Origin of the sequence: Paenibacillus lentus (assembly GCF_003931855.1) — a bacterium.
GTDB lineage: Bacteria > Bacillota > Bacilli > Paenibacillales > Paenibacillaceae > Fontibacillus > Fontibacillus lentus.
The window spans coordinates 5,185,023-5,206,424 of the sequence record NZ_CP034248.1 but is presented as its reverse complement, the minus strand read 5'-3'; the positions used below and the strand labels follow the sequence as shown (position 1 = coordinate 5,206,424).

General features: G+C 48.3%; 23 protein-coding genes. 21 read left to right on the top strand and 2 right to left on the bottom strand.

Translation table 11 applies throughout. The annotated features are described in order from the left end of the window. Positions 1–44 precede the first annotated feature (44 nt). From purM to EIM92_RS23165, 13 genes are all read left to right on the top strand, one after another. A complete protein-coding gene (gene purM / locus EIM92_RS23225; RefSeq protein WP_125084881.1) occupies positions 45–1,088 on the top strand; it encodes a phosphoribosylformylglycinamidine cyclo-ligase in 1,044 nt (347 codons plus the stop codon). Then, complete coding sequence (purN, locus tag EIM92_RS23220; RefSeq protein ID WP_125084880.1) at positions 1,088–1,720, top strand: phosphoribosylglycinamide formyltransferase; 633 nt, start codon at positions 1,088–1,090, stop codon at positions 1,718–1,720. The genes purM and purN overlap by 1 nt, the downstream gene beginning before the upstream one ends. A 235-nt stretch (positions 1,721–1,955) precedes the next feature. Continuing rightward, positions 1,956–3,503, top strand: a complete 1,548-nt coding sequence (gene purH, locus EIM92_RS23215) for a bifunctional phosphoribosylaminoimidazolecarboxamide formyltransferase/IMP cyclohydrolase (protein ID WP_125084879.1) — start codon at positions 1,956–1,958, stop codon at positions 3,501–3,503. A 559-nt stretch (positions 3,504–4,062) separates the two neighbouring features. Next, the gene (purD, locus tag EIM92_RS23210) at positions 4,063–5,328 is read left to right on the top strand and encodes a phosphoribosylamine--glycine ligase (protein ID WP_125084878.1); all 1,266 of its coding nucleotides are present in this window, start codon (positions 4,063–4,065) and stop codon (positions 5,326–5,328) included. 169 nt (positions 5,329–5,497) lie between these two features. Further along, the gene (locus EIM92_RS23205; RefSeq protein ID WP_211344403.1) at positions 5,498–5,746 is read left to right on the top strand and encodes a hypothetical protein; all 249 of its coding nucleotides are present in this window, start codon (positions 5,498–5,500) and stop codon (positions 5,744–5,746) included. A 160-nt stretch (positions 5,747–5,906) separates the two neighbouring features. Further along, positions 5,907–6,866, top strand: coding sequence for a ring-cleaving dioxygenase (locus EIM92_RS23200; protein WP_125084877.1), 960 nt, complete (start codon positions 5,907–5,909; stop codon positions 6,864–6,866). A gap of 183 nt (positions 6,867–7,049) precedes the next feature. After that, the gene (gene ilvA, locus EIM92_RS23195; RefSeq protein WP_281279646.1) at positions 7,050–8,360 is read left to right on the top strand and encodes a threonine ammonia-lyase IlvA; all 1,311 of its coding nucleotides are present in this window, start codon (positions 7,050–7,052) and stop codon (positions 8,358–8,360) included. Positions 8,361–8,422: 62 nt separating this feature from the next. Continuing rightward, entirely contained in the window at positions 8,423–9,040 is a 618-nt protein-coding gene (locus EIM92_RS23190) for an NUDIX hydrolase (RefSeq protein ID WP_125085334.1), read from the top strand. Between the two features lie 173 nt (positions 9,041–9,213). Further along, positions 9,214–10,164 (top strand): ABC transporter ATP-binding protein, encoded by a 951-nt coding sequence (locus EIM92_RS23185; protein WP_125084876.1) that lies wholly within the window; start codon positions 9,214–9,216, stop codon positions 10,162–10,164. Further along, complete coding sequence (locus tag EIM92_RS23180) at positions 10,157–10,915, top strand: ABC transporter permease (RefSeq protein WP_125084875.1); 759 nt, start codon at positions 10,157–10,159, stop codon at positions 10,913–10,915. The genes EIM92_RS23185 and EIM92_RS23180 overlap by 8 nt, the downstream gene beginning before the upstream one ends. A gap of 45 nt (positions 10,916–10,960) precedes the next feature. Next, positions 10,961–11,344: a GntR family transcriptional regulator gene (locus tag EIM92_RS23175; protein ID WP_125084874.1), complete on the top strand. Its 384-nt coding sequence runs from the start codon at positions 10,961–10,963 to the stop codon at positions 11,342–11,344. Positions 11,345–11,385: 41 nt separating this feature from the next. After that, complete coding sequence (locus tag EIM92_RS23170; protein ID WP_211344402.1) at positions 11,386–12,081, top strand: ABC transporter ATP-binding protein; 696 nt, start codon at positions 11,386–11,388, stop codon at positions 12,079–12,081. Further along, positions 12,081–12,839, top strand: a complete 759-nt coding sequence (locus tag EIM92_RS23165; protein ID WP_125084872.1) for a hypothetical protein — start codon at positions 12,081–12,083, stop codon at positions 12,837–12,839. Before EIM92_RS23170 ends, EIM92_RS23165 begins: the two co-directional genes overlap by 1 nt. 123 nt (positions 12,840–12,962) lie before the next feature. On the opposite strand, the gene EIM92_RS23160 is transcribed toward EIM92_RS23165, so the two are convergent. Further along, entirely contained in the window at positions 12,963–13,664 is a 702-nt protein-coding gene (locus EIM92_RS23160) for a DUF1129 family protein (RefSeq protein ID WP_125084871.1), read from the bottom strand. 247 nt (positions 13,665–13,911) lie between these two features. On the opposite strand from EIM92_RS23160, the gene EIM92_RS23155 reads away from it, so the two are divergent. The 5 genes from EIM92_RS23155 (at position 13,912) to EIM92_RS23135 (ending at position 18,199) form a co-directional block, all read left to right on the top strand. Continuing rightward, on the top strand, positions 13,912–14,133 hold the full coding sequence (locus tag EIM92_RS23155; protein WP_125084870.1) for a hypothetical protein: 222 nt from the start codon (positions 13,912–13,914) through the stop codon (positions 14,131–14,133). A 114-nt stretch (positions 14,134–14,247) separates the two neighbouring features. Further along, the gene (locus EIM92_RS23150; protein ID WP_125084869.1) at positions 14,248–15,078 is read left to right on the top strand and encodes an alpha/beta hydrolase; all 831 of its coding nucleotides are present in this window, start codon (positions 14,248–14,250) and stop codon (positions 15,076–15,078) included. Between the two features lie 153 nt (positions 15,079–15,231). Beyond that, positions 15,232–16,314 carry a DUF3048 domain-containing protein gene (locus tag EIM92_RS23145; RefSeq protein WP_246021140.1) on the top strand — a complete coding sequence of 361 codons (1,083 nt, stop codon included), beginning with the start codon at positions 15,232–15,234 and terminating at the stop codon, positions 16,312–16,314. Positions 16,315–16,504: 190 nt separating this feature from the next. Continuing rightward, complete coding sequence (locus EIM92_RS23140) at positions 16,505–17,119, top strand: DUF47 domain-containing protein (protein ID WP_125084868.1); 615 nt, start codon at positions 16,505–16,507, stop codon at positions 17,117–17,119. Positions 17,120–17,209: 90 nt separating this feature from the next. Then, positions 17,210–18,199 carry an inorganic phosphate transporter gene (locus EIM92_RS23135; RefSeq protein ID WP_125084867.1) on the top strand — a complete coding sequence of 330 codons (990 nt, stop codon included), beginning with the start codon at positions 17,210–17,212 and terminating at the stop codon, positions 18,197–18,199. A 94-nt stretch (positions 18,200–18,293) separates the two neighbouring features. Here the strand turns inward: EIM92_RS23135 and EIM92_RS23130 are convergent, their stop codons facing one another. Then, positions 18,294–18,806: a hypothetical protein gene (locus tag EIM92_RS23130; RefSeq protein WP_125084866.1), complete on the bottom strand. Its 513-nt coding sequence runs from the start codon at positions 18,804–18,806 to the stop codon at positions 18,294–18,296. 227 nt (positions 18,807–19,033) lie between these two features. Between EIM92_RS23130 and EIM92_RS23125 the strand changes: the two genes are divergently transcribed. The 3 genes from EIM92_RS23125 to EIM92_RS23115 all read left to right on the top strand — a co-directional run bounded on the left by EIM92_RS23125 (position 19,034) and on the right by EIM92_RS23115 (position 21,134). Continuing rightward, positions 19,034–19,324: a YerC/YecD family TrpR-related protein gene (locus EIM92_RS23125; protein ID WP_125084865.1), complete on the top strand. Its 291-nt coding sequence runs from the start codon at positions 19,034–19,036 to the stop codon at positions 19,322–19,324. A 101-nt stretch (positions 19,325–19,425) separates the two neighbouring features. Beyond that, positions 19,426–20,214 (top strand): sirohydrochlorin chelatase, encoded by a 789-nt coding sequence (locus EIM92_RS23120; RefSeq protein ID WP_164515247.1) that lies wholly within the window; start codon positions 19,426–19,428, stop codon positions 20,212–20,214. Between the two features lie 38 nt (positions 20,215–20,252). After that, positions 20,253–21,134, top strand: coding sequence for a diacylglycerol kinase (locus EIM92_RS23115; RefSeq protein WP_125084864.1), 882 nt, complete (start codon positions 20,253–20,255; stop codon positions 21,132–21,134). Positions 21,135–21,402: the final 268 nt, after the last annotated feature.

The following is a 21,402-nucleotide window of genomic DNA, read 5'->3' as shown; positions in this document are numbered from 1 at the left end:
ACTTTTTGAACAACCCCTAAAATATTTTGAGGAGAGTGTCCATCGTGTCTGAAGCCTATAAAAATGCCGGTGTGGATATCGCAGCGGGCAATGAAGCGGTAGAGCGGATGAAGAGCCACGTCAAGCGGACGTATCGTCCTGAAGTGTTAACCGATTTGGGTGGCTTTGGCGCTTTGTTCGGTTTGAACAAAGATAAATATGAGGAGCCAGTCCTTGTTTCGGGGACGGATGGCGTCGGAACGAAGTTAAAAATCGCCTTTGCAATGGACAAACATGATACGATCGGGATTGATGCGGTGGCGATGTGCGTTAATGACGTTGTTGTTCAAGGGGCAGAGCCACTCTTTTTCTTGGACTATCTGGCGTGCGACAAAGTAATTCCGGCTAAAATTGAAGCGATTGTGTCCGGGATTGCCGATGGCTGTAGTCAATCTGGATGTGCCTTGATCGGAGGAGAGACTGCTGAAATGCCTGGCATGTACGCCGAAGGCGAATATGATATTGCTGGATTCACGGTGGGTGTTGTGGATAAGAGCAAGATTATTAATGGAAGTACGATTGCAGCGGGCGATACGATTATCGGTCTGGCCTCCAGTGGTGTGCACAGCAACGGCTTCTCACTTGTTCGCAAGCTGTTGCTTGAACAATGCGGCTATGGCCTGCATGATTCTTTGCCTGAGCTTGACGGCGCTCTGCTGGGCGATGTGCTGTTGACGCCGACGAAGCTGTATGTGAAGCCGGTCCTCGCTTTGCTGGAACAGGTGCAGGTGAAAGGGATGGCGCATATTACAGGCGGTGGATTTATTGAAAATATTCCTCGCGTGCTCCCTGAACATGTTGATGCGGAGATCGATTACGGCGCATGGCCGATTTTACCGATCTTTGACTTGCTTCAGAAGAAGGGCGATGTGAGCAACCGCGATATGTTTACGACTTTTAATATGGGAATTGGACTTGTGATTGTGGTGGCTGCGAAAGATGCCGATAAGACGCTAGAGACTTTGCGTGCTGCAGGTGAAACCCCTTATGTGATCGGCCGTGTGACGGAAGGCAACAGGGAAGTGAAGTTTACAGGAGCGGAAGTATAATGATGGATCGATCTGTAGGAAGCGGCAGCCCTTATCGGATTGCGGTGTTTGCTTCCGGGCAGGGAAGTAATTTTCAAACGCTTATAGACGCTTCCCACAAGGGTATACTAGGGGCGGAAATCGTACTGCTAGTCTGCAATAAGCCGGAGGCTCCCGTTGTCGAACGGGCGCGGCGGGCTGGGATAGATTGCTTTCTATTTGAACGAAAAGCCTACTCCCGCCGGGAAGACTATGAAGCGGAGATTGCTGCAGAGTTGGAACGCAGAGGCGTAGATTTGATCGTGCTTGCAGGTTACATGCTGCTTCTCACCCCGGTTCTTGTAGATGCGTATCAAGGGCGGATGATTAATATCCACCCTTCCCTGCTGCCGTCTTTTCCAGGAAAGGATGCGATCGGGCAGGCTTGGTCTTATGGTGTTAAAGTCACCGGTGTCACTGTGCATCTGGTTGACGGTGGAATGGATACCGGACCGGTCATTGCCCAGAAGATCGTCGAAATCGAGCAGGCGGATACGATTGAAGCTCTCGAAGAGAAGATTCGCGCTGCTGAGCACGATTTATATCCGCAGGTGGTTAATTGGTTTGCAGAGGGAAGGATTCGGATTGATGGGCGGAAGATTACGATCTCTTAGGCTCGCTTAGGTTGAACGAGGTTAAATAAATGCGAAAATAATGTTGTAATCATGAATGGCGCTGTGTTTTGCGAAAGAAGTCTTTTTTTCACAGCAGGTATAATCGTGTTTCGATATTTCCCGAGAAATATCGGGTGATTTATTTTGCCAATAAAATTAGGGAACATTCAGTTTTTCGCTAGTCCGGCATAAGCCGTGGTGTTATTCTTGCCATAATTAGAGGAGGAAGCCAATCGTGAGTATCAAAAGAGCGCTGGTTAGTGTTTCGGATAAAACGGGTATCGTGGATTTTTGCCGCGGGCTGTCGCAATTAGGAGTAGAGATTATTTCAACGGGAGGAACGAAAAACCTGTTGTCGAAGGAAGGTATCCCTGTCATTGGTATTTCCGATGTTACGGGCTTCCCTGAGGTACTCGATGGCCGTGTGAAGACGCTGCATCCAGCAGTCCATAGCGGACTTCTGGCAATACGGGACAGCGCAGAGCATCAAGCGCAAATGAAGGAGCTTGGCCTGGATTATATCGATCTGGTAGTTGTCAATCTTTATCCGTTCCAGGAGACGATTGCGAAGCCGGATGTCACTTATGAAGATGCGATTGAGAATATCGACATTGGCGGGCCAACGATGCTGCGTTCCGCTGCAAAAAACCATGCTTTTGTCAGTGTAGTTGTGGATTCGGGCGACTATAGCAAGGTGCTGGATGAGATTGCAGCCGAAGGAGATACGACCCTGGATACGCGCAAACAGCTTGCGGCCAAAGTTTTTCGCCATACGGCAGCTTACGATGCTTTGATTTCCGATTATTTGTCGAATGTGAATGGCGACGCGCTTCCTGAACGCTTTACGGTCACGTATGAGAAGATCCAGGATCTTCGTTATGGCGAAAATCCGCACCAGAAGGCAGCGTTCTACCGCAAACCGCTGGCTGCAGCGGATACGCTCACTTCGGCGGAGCAACTGCACGGTAAAGAGCTTTCCTATAATAACATCAATGATGCGAATGCAGCACTGCAAATCGTCAAGGAATTCGAAGAGCCTGCTGTCGTCGTTGTTAAGCATATGAATCCTTGCGGCGTGGGGATTGGAACCAGCATTTCCGAGGCATTCCGCAAAGCGCATGAGGCTGATCCGGTATCGATCTTTGGCGGAATCGTTGCAGCGAACCGCATTATTGACGAAGCAACAGCTTTACAGCTCAAGGAGATTTTCTTGGAAATCATCCTTGCTCCTGGATTCACGGATGAAGCATTAGCTCTATTAACGCAGAAGAAGAACATCCGGTTGTTGAAAATCAATGGCCTGGAGCTAGGAGCCAACCGTAAAAGCCAACTGGTGGTTACCTCCATCGACGGTGGCATGATCGTCCAAGAGAGCGATGTTCATTCCCTGCAGGAGTCTGATTTGAAGGTTGTTACCGATCGTGCTCCTTCTGAGGAGGAATTGAAGCAGCTTTTGTTTGCCTGGAAAGTAGTTAAGCATGTTAAGTCTAATGCGATCGTGCTGGCAAAAGACAATATGACGATCGGCGTAGGTGCTGGTCAGATGAACCGCGTCGGCTCGGCGAAAATCGCTATTGAACAGGCAGGGGAAAAAGTGGAGGGCAGCGTGCTGTCTTCGGATGCATTCTTCCCGATGGGCGATACGGTTGAGGCTGCGGCTAAAGCTGGGGTGACGGCGATTATTCAGCCCGGTGGCTCGGTTAAGGACGAGGAATCGATTCAAATGGCGAATAAGTATGGGGTTGCCATGGTCTTCACCAGCATCCGCCACTTCAAGCACTAGAGAGGTAGTTTTAAACGTCGGGATTTGATCACGAAGTATTTCGGAGGAGGGGATTCGGCGTCGAATCTTGAGTTCAGCCGGGGCTTCCGGTGCTCACGTAGGTTTTGCCTACGCTCCGCTCCTCAGCCCCTGGCTTCACCCAAGCTTCTCGGTGCTGAAACCCCAACGTTTAAAACCTTTATTATAAGAGGTAGTTTTAAACGTCGGGATTTGATCACGAAGTATTTCGGAGGAGGGGATTCGGCGTCGAATCTTGAGTTCAGCCGGGGCTTCCGGTGCTCACGTAGGTTTTGCCTACGCTCCGCTCCTCAGCCCCTGGCTTCACCCAAGCTTCTCGGTGCTGAAACCCCAACGTTTAAAACCTTTATTATAAGAGGTAGTTTTAAACGTCGGGATTTGATCACGAAGTATTTCGGAGGGGTGGAATCGGCGTCGAATCTTGAGTTCAGCCGGGGCTTCGGATATGGATTGTGCAATTCAATATACTTTCAGAATGGACAGGGACGGTGGACCGCGGAGGCGGCCTGCCGTTTGCTGTTTGGATATAAGGGGGAACGGTATGGACATTTTAGTGATTGGCGGTGGCGGCCGGGAGCATGCGATTTGTTGTGCGCTGGCTAAAAGCCCGAAGGCAGGCACAATTTATTGCGCGCCGGGCAATGCGGGAATTGGTCAAGTAGCCGAGATTGTTCCGATTGCGGTCAATGAGTTCGATAAATTGACGGCATTTGCCCAGGAGAAGCAGGTTGGCTTGGTGGTTGTCGGGCCAGATGATCCGCTGGCAGATGGTATTGTAGATGCGTTCGAGGCAAAGAAGATTCCTGTATTCGGGCCAAGAAAGAATGCGGCTCATATCGAGGGCAGCAAGACGTTTATGAAGGACTTGTTGAAAAAATACAATATTCCAACGGCTGCCTATGAGAAGTTCGACAATTATGATGATGCTAAAGCGTACCTTGATCTGCAGAAGCTGCCAATTGTCATTAAGGCGGACGGGCTGGCTGCGGGCAAAGGAGTAACGGTAGCTTTTACACGTGAGGAAGCGGAAGCTGCCTTGAAGGACATTATGGTTAGCAAGGTATTTGGCGATGCTGGCAGCCAGGTGGTCATCGAGGAGTTCCTGGAAGGACAGGAAATGTCGATCCTTGCATTTGTAGATGGAGAAGTTGTACGTCCGATGTCGGCAGCGCAGGATCATAAGCAGGTTTATGATCATGATAAAGGACCAAATACAGGCGGCATGGGGACATACTCTCCGCTGCCGCATATCGCGGAATCCATCATTGAGGAAGCGGTCGAGACGATCATTAAGCCAACGGCCAAGGCGATGGTGGCTGAGGGTCGCCCATTCCGGGGCGTGCTGTTTGCCGGGTTGATGATTTCGCCGGATGGCAAGCCGAAGACGATTGAATTTAATGCGAGATTTGGTGATCCGGAAACTCAGGTTGTGCTTCCAAGACTTAAGAGCGATTTGCTAGAGATCTTTCTTGCATCCGTTAACGGAACCTTGGATCAGGTAGAGATCGAATGGAGCGATGAAGCGGCGGTATGCGTCGTACTAGCTTCTGGAGGTTATCCAGCGTCCTATCCGAAGGGATTGCCGATCTCCGGGCTGGATGAAATTGAGGATGCGTTTGTATTCCATGCAGGAACAGCGAAGAATGAGGCTGGAGAGTGGATCACGAACGGTGGCCGTGTATTGGGCGTCGTCGGGCTAGGACAAGATATTGCTGAAGCTCGTGATAAGGCCTATGCCGCCGCGGAACGTATCACCTTCGAGGGCAAGCATCAGCGTTCCGATATTGCAGCGAAAGCCTTAGTATAAGGATGAAAAAGCATGGCGGAAACGTGGATCTTATCTATTTTCACTAGCTAAACAGGTTATTTTGTAATTGAGTTAATTCTGTGCTCAAGACGGATAAGCCGCCCGATTCCGGCGCATCTTAACGATAAGAAATTTCTGATTATTGTTGAATGGAGGCGTCGAATCGACCATGAGCCAGGAAAAGAAGGATATGCTTCCAATTTCGCGCGAGAAGGTGGAAGTGGAAGGGTTGTACACGGATGAGTGGGGGAGATCGGAATATTTGTACCGCGGGCAAGAGTTTCCTGCGGATCTGATTATGGGATCGACGGAATGGAAGCTCACGGAGCTTGCCAAAGATCCAGCCGAACGGGATATTTCGGATGATTTCGAGAACACGGGGCATGCAGGGAAGCGTCGCAGCGGTCAAGTGGAGTGATCGTGGAAATCGTGTAAGCATGATTGTTTAAGCAAGCAGCAGCGGCAGATTATATCTGGCGCTGTTTCTTGTTTTCCAGCCAAAACTTTGCGATAGAAGGTGAATTGTTGCTACAGGTTACGTATAATAACGAGAAGAAGTTTTTTCGGGAGGACGAGCCATGCCAACCACGGCAGGAATACATCATATTACGGCGTTTGTGGGGGACGTTCAAGGGAACGTGGATTTTTACGCAGGCGTTCTTGGTCTTAGATTAGTAAAGAAAACGGTGAATTCTGATGCACCGGAAATATATCATTTGTATTTTGGAAATGAGTCGGGCAGCCCAGGAACGATTATCACCTTTTTTCCACAGGACGGTGTGGAGAACGGGATGATTGGTGGAGGCCAGGTCGGAGTTACGGTTTATGCCGTTCCGCCAGGCAGTCTGTTATTCTGGCGCAAACGTCTGAAGAGGTTCGGCATACCTTATATGGACATTTCACGCTTTGGCGAGGACTATGTACGTTTTACAGATAATTCCGGTCTGCTGATCGATCTTGTGGAACGGACCGAGGGACCTGCCAGTACATGGTCATTTGGCGGAGTGCCCTTGCAATATGCTATTAAGGGTTTTGGCGGCGCATTGCTGTTCAGCAGCAATAGCGTAAGTACGGCAGGCGTCCTGGAATTGATTCTCGATATGAAGCGGGTTGCTGAGGAGGAAGGGCTTATTCGGTATCAAGCGGCGGGAGATCTTGGCAACTGGATTGATTTGAACGCCGAGAATATTCCGCGAAGCGGCGGTGGAGCGGGAACGGTTCACCATATCGCTTGGCGGGCAAGGGATAGCGAGGAGCAGGAGGAGTGGCGGAGAATGATTGAAGAGTGCGGACTTCGCCCAACGCCGATCATCGATCGCGAGTATTTCAAAGCGATGTATTTCCGGGAACCTGGCGGGATTTTGTTTGAAATTGCCACTGACTCACCGGGCTTTACAATAGACGAACTGCCGGAGCACCTTGGTGAGGAGCTCAAGCTGCCTGCAAAGTATGAGTCGCGTCGCAGTGCAATACTTCCCCATTTGAGCAGCTTTCAGGTTCGTTCATTGGAACTGGATGAAGAAGGGGCAGGGGAATGAGTCGGCTTTGAAATATCATCTTGATCGATGCAATTATGTTGCTGTAGGATATTCAAATGGGGTGAGTATTTCAGCGTGGTTTAGGCAGACATTTTCGCTCTACCGGGGACTGAAGTTTATTTTAGCAGAAGCTTATTTTAATAGATGAACTATTAATTTGTCGAAGTGAAGTGAGGAGAAAAGATGAATCCAACGGAACAAGAAACAGAACAACGTACAGAACAACGTACAGAACAACGTACAGAACAACGTACGGTAGGGATGGAAGAGATCGTTCGCGCGCATCATGTGCTTAAGGAAGTTGTGGTGCGTACGCCGCTGCAATTGGATGCGACATTATCGGCAAAATACGAATGCCGTGTATTTTTGAAACGGGAGGATTTGCAGGTTGTTCGTTCTTTCAAAATCCGCGGTGCATATAATAAGATTCGTAGCTTAAGTCCGGAGGAGCTGGAGAAGGGCATCGTTTGTTCCAGTGCGGGCAACCATGCCCAAGGGGTGGCCTTCTCCTGCAATGCGCTGGGAATTCCGGGTGCGATCTATATGCCGAGTACGACGCCGAACCAGAAGGTGAAGCAGGTCAAACGATTCGGCGGCTCTCATGTGGAGGTTATTTTAACGGGCGATACTTATGACGACGCTTATGAGGAAGCGATGAAGGCGTGCCGGGAACAGGGCATGACGTTCATCCATCCGTTTGACGATGCGAAGATTGTTGCGGGCAACGGAACGATTGGCATGGAAATTTTGGAGAATCTGGATACGGCTGCGGACTATGTGTTTGTCACGATCGGCGGGGGCGGATTGGCCTCTGGCGTCGGCACATACATCAAGGCGATGAGTCCGGAGACGAAACTGATTGGGGTTGAGCCGCTAGGCGCTGCTTCGATGAGCGAATCCTTCGAGCAGAAGCAGGTCGTTACGCTGGAGACGATCGATAAGTTCGTAGATGGCGCAGCTGTGAAGCGTGTGGGTGATTTGAATTATCGCATATGCGCTGATGTGCTGGATGATATTGCAAAGGTGCCGGAAGGGAAGGCGTGCACGACGATTCTTGATTTATATAATGACAGTGCAATTGTTGTAGAGCCTGCCGGGGCACTGGCCGTCTCTGCTCTTGATCTGTATCGGGATGAAATTCGCGGCAAAACGGTCGTCTGCGTCATCAGCGGCGGCAATAATGATATTGATCGTATGCAGGAAATGAAGGAGCGTTCGCTCATATATGAGGGACTGAAGCATTATTTCATGGTGAATTTCCCGCAGCGTGCCGGAGCGCTCCGTGAGTTCCTGCAGGATGTGCTGGGGCCGAACGATGATATTACCCGGTTTGAGTATACAAAGAAACATAATAAGGAGAACGGGCCGGCGCTGGTTGGCATTGAGCTCAGTGACCCTGCGGATTATGGGGCGTTGGTCGCCCGCATGGATGCTAAAGGCATCACCTATACGGAGTTGAACCGTGATCTGAATTTATTTAACTTATTAATTTGATTCTAAGAGGGTAACTTACCGGAATAATCCAGTTGTAGAACGGAGGTTGGCTGAAGATGAACATGACTCCAAAATGGCTGGAATGGGCGAAGCAAATACAGGCTATCGCGCAGACCGGGCTTGCCTATACCAAGGATGTCTATGATGCTGAACGCTATGAGCAGCTCCGGAAAATTAGCATTGACATATTGGATAGCTATACAACGGTGGATCGAGAGATTATTGAACTGTCTTTTGCCAACGAGCGGGGATATGCGACGCCAAAGGTCGACATTCGCGGTGTTGTTTTTAAGGATAACAAGGTACTGCTCGTCAAAGAGAAGCATGACGGTGGCTGGGCATTGCCCGGCGGGTGGGGAGACATTGGACTGTCTCCTTCTGAAGTAGTGGTGAAGGAAATTAAGGAGGAAGCGGGGTATGAAGCGAAGCCGATTCGTTTGCTCGCCGTACTGGATAAGAAATTTCATCAGCATCCTCCAGAGCCATATCATATCTATAAAATATTTATTCAATGCGAAATTGTCGGTGGTGAAGCCGCCGCGGGACTTGAAACGAATGACGTAGCCTTCTTTGCGGAAAACCGCCTCCCACAGCTATCGCTCCAAAGAAACACCGAGGAGCAGATCAAAATGATGTTCGGGTTCCAGAGGAATCCCGATCAGCCGACGATGGTTGATTAAGGGCAGCATTCTCATAAGCAGTCTATATCGGTGATTAGCCGATTAGGCTGCTTTTTTTCTTTGTCATGAAAGGGATTAAAGTGTTTTTGATTTGTGCAAATAAAAAAAGGCTTTACAGTGATTCGGTATTAGTGTACTATTCAACTATAACACTAGTACAAAGGAGTGGGATGATGAGCGTACACAAAATAGAGACATATCCTACCGTGCTTTCGGTGAATCAGGTGAGTAAGAAGATTGGGAGCAAGTATCTTGTTCATCGGCTGTCGTTTGATATACAAAAAGGGGAGGTCGTTGGGTTGCTGGGGCCTAATGGGGCGGGCAAGACGACGACTATCCGGATGATTGTTGGCCTCATTTCCATGAGCGAAGGCGACATTCTCGTCAAAGGAAAGAGCGTGCGTCGAAATTTTACAGAAGCTGTCGCCCACATCGGCGGCATTATTGAGAACCCGGAGTTCTATGGTTATATGAGCGGCTACGGTAATTTGAAGCAATTTCAACGGATGGTAGAGGGGGTTGCGGAGGAGCGAATTCACGAGGTTGTGAAACTAGTTGGACTCGAGCAGGCACTGCATAAGAAGGTAAAGGCGTATTCGCTTGGCATGCGCCAGCGGTTGGGTATTGCGCAGGCGCTGCTGCATAGGCCATCGATTCTTATCCTCGATGAACCGACGAACGGACTCGATCCGGCGGGCATCCGCGAGATGCGGGAGTATTTAAAGCAGATTGCCCGTGAGGAAGGAATCGCGATTCTCGTATCCAGCCATTTGCTGTCAGAGATAGAGCTGATGTGCAGTCGGGTCGTCGTGATCCAGCAAGGCGAGCTTGTGACGGTAAGAGATTTAGATAAGCCTCAAAATGAAATGGAGTACGTGAAGCTAAAGCTGCGGACTGATAATGCCGTGCGAGCCAAAGAAAGGCTTCAGCGAATGGAGGAGGTTACCATTGCCAGCATTGCTCCGGAGCAGAAGGAAATCACGGTTGTTGTACGTGATCGTCACATTCCTCGTATAGTTCAAGCGCTGAGTGAAGAGCGTATCGGCTTGTATCGCATGGAGGAAAGCCGGGAATCGTTGGAGGATGAATTCCTTAGATGGACAGGAGGGAATTATATTGCGTAGTTTTGGCAGGCTGGTTTGGAATGAATGGTTGAAAATGTTCAAGAAGCGTAGTTTTTTTGTGCCCTACGCGATCATTACGACATTCATCTTGTTATTTGCATATCTGACTCAGTTCATGGGCGGACTGCAAAATGTTCTGACGGCTCCTCAGTTTGCTGAGGTCGTCGTGGCGCAAAACGGGCTCGGACAGTTTCTGGTCATCCTTAGCATCATCTGCACAGCGGGCGTTGTCTCCAAGGAGTTTAGCGGCGGAACGATCAAGCTGCTGCTGATTCGCTCAATTAGCCGCAGCAAAATTCTGGCTTCCAAATACGTGATCGTCTTATTATATTCATTCTTGCTGACGCTGTATTCTTTGTTCATAGGTTTGGCGGCGGGAGCAGTCATGTTTGGCTTCTCGGGTATTACAGAGCTAAGCCAGTTGTTGTCCGCTACCCTGTATCATGGGGTATACCTGACGATTTATGTGACGTTCACGTTTATGATCGGGACGCTAACCCGCTCTAGTGGAGCTACGATTGGCATTGGAATGGCAGTGCTTATGCTGGAGTGGATCATTGTTTCCCTGCTGTCCAGATATTCATTTGCTAAATATTGGCTGTTTGTGAATGCCGATTTATCGGTGTATGCAAAGGGCAGCCCGCCATTCCAGGGAATGACCATGACTTTTTCGCTCATCGTATTGGCTGTGTATATGTTCTTGTTTCTCGGGGTCAGCTTTGTTACGTTTAAGAAACGGGATGTCGCCTAATGGGCATGGCCTCAGAGGGTATAGGGCGGAAAGGGGTAACAAATTGTGAGTATTGAATTCGATAATAATTTACCGATCTATTTACAGATCATGAACTATATCAAAAGAGAGATCGTTACCGGCAAGTTGAAGGCGGGAGACAAAATCCCATCTGTTCGCGAGCTTGCTGCCGAGCTGCAAATTAATCCAAATACCGTGCAGCGGACATTTCAGGAGCTGGAGCGGGAAGCGATTGTAGAGACTAGAAGAGGGTTAGGAAGATATGTGACAAGTGAGGAATCAAAAATTATGATGATCAAAAAAGAAATGGCGGGAGATTTGCTCGAACGGTTCATTCATGGCATGCAGGAGCTCGGATTTACGAGTGAGGATATCGCCGCGATCGTTGCTGAAGCGGTTCACAGCAATTCAAGCGAATCTAAAAACTAATTCTATAGTCAGATCATGGTTAGAGAAGGAGAACGAATATTGTGGAAAATATACTGGAATTTCAAAGTGTATCCAAATCCTACGGTTCCAAAAAAGCTTTGCATGATGTTTCTTTTTCCGTTGGGGCTGGCAAAATTGTAGGCCTACTCGGTACCAACGGCAGCGGCAAGAGCACCATTATGAAAATCGCTGCAGGCCTTATACAGCCTAATCGCGGAACGGCTGATGTTATGGGCAATTCAGTGGGCTTGAAGACCAAAGCAGACGTATCGTTCATGCCGGATCAGCCGTTAACGGAATCGTGGATGAAGGTGCGTGATGCGGTTCATTTCTATCGGGATTTCTACCCGGATTTTGATGAAGAGAAGGCACATAATATGCTTGATTTTATGAACTTAAATGAGAAGGAGCGGATTACTTCCTTGTCCAAAGGAATGAACGAGCGGCTGCATCTGACTCTAACCTTATCCAGGAATGCGAAGCTGTATTTGCTGGATGAGCCGATTGGCGGGGTTGACCCGGTTGCCCGCGATAAAATTCTGGACGCGATTGTAGAGTTCTATAACGAGGATAGCAGTATGCTTATCTCGACCCATCTCGTCCGGGATATCGAACGGATTTTCGATGAAGTTATCTTTATCCGCGAGGGCGAAATCATCATGCAGCAAGAGGTAGAGGGACTCCGGATAAAGTACGGAAAAAGTGTCGATGACATGTTTAAAGAGGTGTATACGTAATGTTGAGACTGCTTAAGTACGATTGGAAGCGTAATGCTAATTTATCGCTGGGACTTCTTGCTGTATTGGTTTTACTGCAAATCGCAATCGGGGTCATTGGCAATGTCAGGGGTTGGGAGCAGGCGATCATATTGTTGTTGTCCATTATGCTGTATGTGATGACTGGAATTATTCTGATCATTCTTGCCTCGAAGACTTACGAGAATAACATAAAGGCCTACAGTCGCAGATTGCTGCCGATACGGCCAGTGTGGAGTGCAGTAAGCAGCATCGTCCTGTGGTGGATATTCAGTCTGGTATTGGGACTTCTAGTTACCGCTCATTATTTTATATATACCAAGTTTGTTTTTAAAGATTTCTGGTGGCCACAGGAGCTGTTGGTTGCTGACGTGACGGATTGGTTCGGGATTATTTTTATGACGGGCTGGTCCCTTACTTACCTGATGGTGAGTATTCTTCTGTCGATAACGATCGGAGCAAGTGTTAGTTTGCGGGGCAAAGCAGGTACCTGGATCGGACTTCTGGCATTTATCGTTATTCAAAATACAGTGAGCTGGGTAGAGCATATATTGTTTAGAGGATATGATGTACTGCTGTTTCGCATAGACAGCTTGGAATACTCGGATACGGCAGTTAATGCTCAGTTAATGCCTTCTGCCTCGTTTATGACTGTAGGGCAGTTGTTATTTGAAGGCGTGATAATTGTCTTAATGCTGGTGCTGATCAATTATTTGATGAGCAGAAAAGTTGAAATATAGGGAGCGAAAAACCTGATCAGGGCTCCTTCGTAATTTAAAAGGCTAAGCAGGATGTCCTGCTTAGCCTTTTAGGTTGCTGCATAATACATTACATACTGCATACAGCGGGTAAGAGAGGTATGATTACGACTTGCTTTTTCGACCGAAAATCAGTTTCTGGCCGACAATGCCAATAGCGAATATGATCAGGCTGTCCCAAGGCGATACGGTGAATGCGGGAAGCAGCCGAGTCAATCCAAGGCCGACTATTGCGATGGCTATAGTAATACCAAGATAAATTCCGACCGTCTTCGGGTTGTATTTTGTTGACTGGTGATGGGGCTGCTCCTGCTCGGTTCGCCGCTTAGTTCCGGGGCCGAGAAATCGGGTTACCCCTTCGATCAGCAGAATCGAGAGAACCGCGATGAGAATCAAGGAAGCCGTACTAATTTGGGTGTACTCGAGCTCACCGCCAAACCATTTGCTGAAAAATCCTGTGAGCATGTAAATAAAGAATACCCAAGTCAATGCGACCCAGGGAATCATTGTGTAGTATTTGATTTTGTCCTGCAGGCTTCGGGGCTTCTTCATTAATACATCATCGGCAAGCTGTTCGCAGTAAGCCTTCGGATCATCACCGAATAGTTCTGAAGCCGAAATGTTCTTCTCCTGATACTTAATAATGCGTCGAGCCAGCGTAAGGAGAACCTCTTCTCCCTTGGCCTCGGTGAGCGAACTGGAGCCGGAACGAAAATACATCACCATTTCTCCAAAATAAGCCTCATTAGCCGGGGACATCTGCCCTCTTAATTGATTCGTTTCTCTGATCATCTCATGAATGTACATGAATCTTTCCCTCCAGGCATGATTGGCTAATATTTCAACCTAGCATATATATGTGCGAATTTCCGATTTTCTCCAGTAGTATACTTCATATTCACCGTCTCTCGCAAGGGTCCTCGGAAGTGTCCTTGAGAGTGAGTCTGGAGAATCACGGGATATTCAGAATAAAAATACGGCGTCGCTCCAACAATAATATGCAGGGAGAAGTGGACAATATTCTCTCAATTTAAACAAGTGAGGTGCGAAAGCCATGGGACAGTTTAATTCAGAGCTAACTCGGAAGTATTTGCTTAACAGCCATTCAAGAGGAAGTTTAGAGGAAGTGACGGCGATGGATGCTGAGTCCGAATTCACGGACCATGAGGTCCGTATGGGATATTCTGAGCCATGGCTTGCGGGCGGAGACCAGGAAGTTGGGTCGAGGGAAGGCTGGGAATTAACGCAGGATTATTTTCGGCAGTATTATGAATAATTGAAGTGACGATTGACACCTGACCTCATGTAATGCTAAGATAAATCAATAATTCATATTAAACTTATCGGAATAATTGATATATTGCATTACAGTCGAGGGAGGTCAATGCGGATGGAGCGACAAATTGTTATTCAGCATGGGGAAGAGAAAATAACGGCTAGTATACATTATCCCGGGAAGACAGCGAAGAAACAGGGGCGGTGTAAGGAACGTGTCCCGTTAATTGTTATTTGCCACGGCTTTGTTGGCAGCCGAATCGGGGTAGATCGACTGTTCGTCAAGGCCGCCCGAGATCTGGCTAGTGAGGGGAACCTAGTCGTTCGATTTGATTATATTGGCTGCGGAGAGAGTAGCGGCGAGTATGGTCAAGAGGGAGTCGACTCCCTGATTGCGCAGACACGTACCGTTCTCGATTATGGACTCAGCTGCGGAGATATTGATCCGACACGGGTGATCCTGATCGGACATAGCTTAGGAGGAGCAATTGCGCTTCTCACCGCAGTGCGTGACCGCCGCGTTAAGAAGCTCATTCTGTGGTCTGCTGTTGGTTATCCTTTTAACGATATCGTGAAGATTACAGGAAGGGATGTATACGATGAAGCGAAGGCCAAGGGGCTAGCCGACTATCTCGGTTATGGATTCAGTCCACTGTTCTTTGATTCACTGGGCGAGTATCAGCCTTTCCAGGAGGCGATTAAGTTTTCCGGAGATGTGCTTGTTATTCACGGAACATCGGATGATGCGATTCCAGTGGATTATGCTTTTCTCTTTCAGAAAGTATTCTGGATGCGTCCGGAAGGCCGCTGTGATAAGGAAATTATTTTTCAGGGCGATCACACCTATTCATCCAGTGAACACCGCGATCAATTGTTGCTGAAGACGAAAGAGTGGCTGAATGGTCTAGAGACTGTTCAAACGGATTGGCAGCATTGGATGATATAAGAACAGTATTATTTGGGTAAATCAAAGGCGCAGTGCCGTGTAAATCGGCAGCTGCGCCTTTGATTTGCATGTGAATCACGAATCATATCTTTCGACACATGGATAATCAGCGTATAATATGAGGAAAATACATGGTGTTCGGAGGAAAGCAACTTGAACTATTCTAATTCATCAAAACGCTCAAAGCGTATGCTGCTGCTCTTATTGTTGTCTAGTTTAATGATTATCCCTGCTTGTGGACAAGGCAAGACCGCCATCATGGGAAACGGGAATGAAATCCAGGAAGTGCCGGGGGCAAGCTTGGAGGAGCCTATTGTGGAGGAGCCTACGTATGCATATAGAGCACCGTTGACTGGCCTGCCTACGGAGGAGCCGATTACCCGGAAACCGTTGGCAGTCATGATTAACAATGCACCGGCCGCGAGACCGCAGTCTGGGCTTGGTCAAGCAGACATTGTATATGAAGTACTCGCTGAAGGCGGGGTAACCCGGCTTATCGCGATTTATCAAAGTGGGGATGAGACGACACGGATTGGGCCAGTCCGCAGCATACGTCCCTATATGATTGATCTGGGAGAAAGCTATCACGGCGTGCTCGTTCATGCCGGAGCGAGCAATGACGCCTATGCCATTCTTCAACAGCAGCGAAAGGAGGATCTGGACGAGATCTCGAATGCTGGAGCCTATTTTTGGCGGGATAAATCCCGGAAGGCACCACATAATTTATATACCAATATAGAAAAGCTGCTGGAAGGGGCGGCCAAACGAAAATATGCCATCGAAGATGAAGATGTTCCTACCTATACGTTCCGCGATGAAGAAGATCCGGGCGAAGGCACTCCCGTTCAAAAGGTCGAGGTTAAATTTCAACTCGATAATTACCGGGTAGGGTATGAATATGATTCTGCTATAAGACTATATAAACGCTCCATTAATGATGCGCCGCACAATGATCTTGACACTGGGAGCCAATTGACGGCTGCGAATGTTGTTATTATGGGGGCGGATCATAAGGTTTTGGATGAAGTCGGTCGGTTAAGCGTGAACCTTGAAATGGGCGGCGAGGCGGTAATATTTCAACGGGGTCAAATGATCCGCGGCCAATGGATACGTAAATCCGGCGATATTATTCGGTTTGTAAAGGACAATGTGGAGATTCCTCTTTACCCTGGAATTACATATGTAAACATTGTGCCAAATGAACCGGGTTTTGAAACTCGATTTACAGTTGAATAAGTAAAAGCCCTTAGACAAAGCACCTTCCTTGCAGTATCAGGGATAGAAATGTGGCGCAAAGGGAAATTTTAGATGAAAGACATGAAATGTTTCCAACAAAGAGTATTCATGTTGTCGATAATTGTGTTAAGATATTCAGGGTTATGTCATCTGAATGTAAAAGAACCACATAAAGAAAAGGGGATAAGAGATGCGAGCGAAAAAGAAAGATATCTTTTTCCAAACATTAGAAAATATGGCGGATACGATCGTGCATTCGGCGGATTATTTCGCCCAGCAGGTATCGGAATTAAAGGATGTAGAGCAATTTGCCAAGCAAATGAAGGAATTTGAGTCGAAATGTGACGGGTTCACGCACACCATTATCGTCGAGCTGAACAAAACGTTTATTACACCGATTGAACGAGATGACATCATGAACCTGACTACGACGCTGGATGATGTAATGGATGGCCTGGAGGCAACGACCTCTCGTTTTTTTATGTATCATTTGAGTGAGCCGGACGAGCATATTGTTCAGTTCGCTGAAATATTGCGTACATCCGCTTATGAAATTCAAAAAGCGGTTCATTTGCTATCCCAGAAGAAGCTGCTTGCAATTCGGGAGCATACCATTCGCCTTAACGATTTGGAGAATCAAGGGGACGAACTGCTGCGTATTTGTATTAAAGAGCTGTTCGCGAAAATTAACGATCCAATCGTTTTAATTAAGAAGAAGGAAATTTATGAGCGTCTCGAAACGACGACAGATGCGTGCGAGCACGTTGCCAATATGCTGGAATCCATTATCATGCGCAATTCATAAACATCACTTCGCTTCATCATTCAATATTTCGGGAGGTTGGAATTGCGCGGATAATATACAAATACAGCAATCTGTGCAATAAATAGGACTATGGATACGAGTTTAATCATCATACTGATTGTCATCTTTCTGGCGCTAGCCTTTGACTTCATTAATGGATTCCATGATACCGCCAATGCGATAGCTACCTCGGTATCGACAAGGGCTTTAAAGCCGCGAACGGCAATTATTCTTGCCGCGGTGATGAACTTCGTCGGAGCCATGATGTTCACTGGTGTCGCGAAGACGATTGGCGGAAGTGTAGCCGACCCAGCCAAGCTGGATAACGGTCTGGCGATCCTGGTTGCGACATTGCTTGCGGCGATTATATGGAATTTAATTACCTGGTGGTTCGGTATCCCCACCTCATCCTCGCATGCATTGATCGGTGCTCTGGCAGGTGCGGTGTTCGTGGGTGCGGGCTCCGAGAATTTGAACTGGGGCGGGTTCATCACGATCATTCAAGGACTAATCTTCTCTCCATTGATTGCCTTTGTTATTGGTTTCGTCGTGATGCATATTCTGAAATGGATATTTGCTAAACGAAGCCCGCATACGGTGAATAAAGGATTTCGTTCGATGCAGGTTGTAACGGCTTCAATTCAAGCCTTCACTCATGGTACGAATGATGCCCAGAAGGCGATGGGGATTATAACTTTCGCGCTTGTAACAGCCAATTATCAAGATACTATGGATGTACCTCTTTGGGTTAAGGTCGCGGCAGCTACTGCGATGGCGCTCGGAACATCGGTCGGCGGCTGGAAGATTATTAAGACAATGGGTACAAAAATATTCAAGATTGAACCGGTTAACGGGTTTGCAGCTGATTTATCGGCGGCTTCGGTTATTTTTGGTGCAACATTGTTCCACTTACCAGTGAGTACGACGCATGCAATTACATCCGCGATTTTGGGTGTAGGCTCCGCGAAGCGATTCTCGGCGGTGAAGTGGGGCGTTGCTGGCCGAATTGTAATCGCCTGGTTCATTACGATTCCAATCGTGGCCGTTCTGGCCGGATTAATTTACGTTATATTGTTCTAGAGTTCATCCGAAAAGCCAATCACTTAGGGATATTGCCAAGGATTGGCTTTTTGAATGTCACAAATTCACTGGTCGGCAAAACGCCGCTGCTAGTTCAGCGGCGACGTTTGCCGGATTTGCCGCTCCCCCGTGCCGACGAGTTGCGGCGGGAGCTTCCTTTGCGGGCGCTGTTTCTGTTTCGCCCTTTGCTTCGACGCCGACGGGGCGGCTTGTATTCGTCCAGCTTGCTGCCTCCGCTACTTTTACTTCCGGGAAGGAGTCCTGTAATGAGTTTAGCCATGGGGGCGAATTGTTGAACGGTTTGCATCACCTTTTGCACTTTACCGATTGTTGCCAAAATTCCTTCGATACCTCCAAGCCTGTCGACGATTCCTTTAATATCGTTAAGATTCGGTAGGGAGAAACCCCCAGTTGATTTAGTGGCTTCAGCTCCAGTAGTTTGGGGAGAGGTGCTGCCGCTTGCTATGTTCTGGGGTGAGTAAGGAACTAGCGCGGAAGATTCCGCTGTATCGGGAATTGGTATCTCATTCGGATTGACCCCAGGGTAATAGTTCGTATAAGGCGAAGTGGACGTTACGCTACGGCGAGGGGGATAGTAATGAGGCATAATATCACTGTCCTTTTTAAATATTTAGGATAAAGATAGGCGTTTGTATTACTATACTGTATGTGCCGCGAGTACCGAGTGTATAGACGAATGTCCCGGGTTGATAGGCTTTTGCGTATTTTGGGCGTTATTTCTGTGATGCGTGAAACCGTTAACGCTTGAAAAGGGGGCTACTGCTCAGGTACAATGAAGATGTGTTTATAGTAACGGTAGGGGATGATTAATCAGTGCAACTGAAGAAGTTGAATGATAAAACGATCGACCAATTATTTGAAGCCATTCTGACTTTGAAGAATATCGAGGAATGCTATGTTTTTTTCGATGATTTATGTACAGTTAATGAAATACAATCTTTGTCACAGCGTTTAGAAGTAGCACGCATGCTGGGCAAAGGCAACACCTATAATCAAATTGAGGCTGAGACCGGTGCTAGTACGGCGACGATTTCCCGCGTCAAACGCTGCTTGAATTATGGTAATGACGGATATAAGATGACGCTAGATCGTCTAGGACGTTAGGGATGAACCGAGGATTGGATAGTCTGCATGGGCTCGGCAAAGCGCAAAAGCTAGGTCAAGGACAAGATCAAGTTACTGATGAAATAAAATGTATGGATAAAATGCTTTTGGCGGATAGCCAGCAGCGGCCTGGAGTACTCGTTATTAGCCATGGTTCTCCGGACAGCCACTGGGTCAAGCTTGTCGATGACGCAGTGGCCGCAGTCAAAGCAGAATTACCGGAGGGGCTTCCAGTGGAAGCCTCTTTCCTTGAAATCGTGGAAGGCCGCTTGATTCAGGATGGAATTGACCGATTGGAGCAGCAGGATATCACCGATATCATTGTTATACCTCTGTTCATGTCCTCTGGAAGCACGCATGTGGACGAGATTGCTTACGCGTTTGGAACAAAGGGCACGCCGGAGAAGGAGACGGATTTGGAGCATTTTCGCCTCTCTGCACGCGTGTTATTTGGCGAGCCAGTGGACGACCATCCCTTGGTCGCCCAAATGATTTGGGATAAGGTAAAGCCTTTGTCCCGGGAGCTGGATCGCGAGGCTTTGCTATTGATCGGTCACGGCAGCAGGCATGACGGTTTCCGTCAGCGCTGGGAGCGGGGGATCTCCTCGCTGGCTGCACGGGTGAAAGAGATCAGCGGCGTGGCTATGGCTGATTTTGCGCTTTTAAATCCTGATAGTGTGCATAAGAAGGTCAGTTATTGGCAAGAACGGGGATATGATGTGATGATTGCTCCATTGTTCCTTAGTGCAGGTTATTTTACTAAGAAGGAAATCCCTTCTAGGCTGGAAGGATTGACATATCGCTACTCTGGAGAAGCGCTGCTTCCCCATTCGCTGCTGCCTCACTGGATGTTAGATCAAATATTGCATATAATGAGGTCATTGAAATGAGGTCATTGAAATTATGATAAATGGGTGGCGTTCATATCATGAAAAGAGCTAGGTTGATCTATAATCCATCCTCCGGACGGGAGGAAATGCGGCGCTTGCTCCCCGATGTACTGGATCGATTGGATCTTGCCGGTATTGAGACGTCTTGCCATGCGACGACCGGTAAAGGCGATGCCATGCGTGAGGCGGCAAAAGCGGTAGAGCGCGGTTATGATATCATTATCGCTGCTGGCGGTGATGGCACGCTGAATGAAGTTGTGAACGGAATGGCCGGGTTTGAGAACTTGCCGCCGCTTGGCATTTTTCCGATGGGAACAACGAATGATTTTGCTCGTGCAATGGGCATTTCCAAGCGTTGGGAAGACTATTGCGACTTAGTGATCGAGAACAAGACGCGGCCGATCGATATCGGTAAGGTCAATGGCCGCCATTTTATAAATATAGCAGGCGGTGGCTCGTTCACGGAATTGACGTACGAAGTGCCCAGCAAGCTTAAAACGATGCTTGGGCAGCTGGCATATTATATGAAGGGCATTGAGAAGGTTGCCAGCCTATCGCCGACAGAGCTGATTATTCGTGCTGAGGGGCTGGGCGTTCTGGAGGGCGAGTTCATGCTCTTCCTGATCGCGAACAGTAACTCCGTCGGCGGTTTTGAGAAGTTGGCACCGGATGCGCGAATTGATGACGGCCTGTTGGATGTCATTGCAGTGCGTAAATGCAACCTGGCGGAATTCATCCGCCTGCTGACGATGGCGCTGCGCGGCGATCATTTCAGCGACCCGCGCGTCGTCTACTTCAAGACGAGGCGGATGGAGGTGACCTCGCCGGGTCTGGTTCAGCTGAACCTGGACGGTGAGCTGGGCGGCGAGCTTCCCGGCGTGTTCGAGATTTTGCCATCGCATTTGCGGATTTTTGCGTAGATGCGAGGGTTCGCGATCAATCTGAGATGGACCATCGGACCTGAGCGGGATTGTAGGGTAAGAGGATAGTGAGAGTCAATATTTTGATGAATATAGAGGGGCTGTTTCCCAAGCATATAGGATGCGGGGAGCAGCCCCGGCTTCATGAAGGTGGCTGAAAGCTGCGGTAGATCGACCGCCGTCATGCAGTATTTAGGGAAAACAGCCATGCGTTGAAATTTGGCGAGTAGGCCAGCAGGTTAGCTTGATTTTGAGGAATAACCTTATA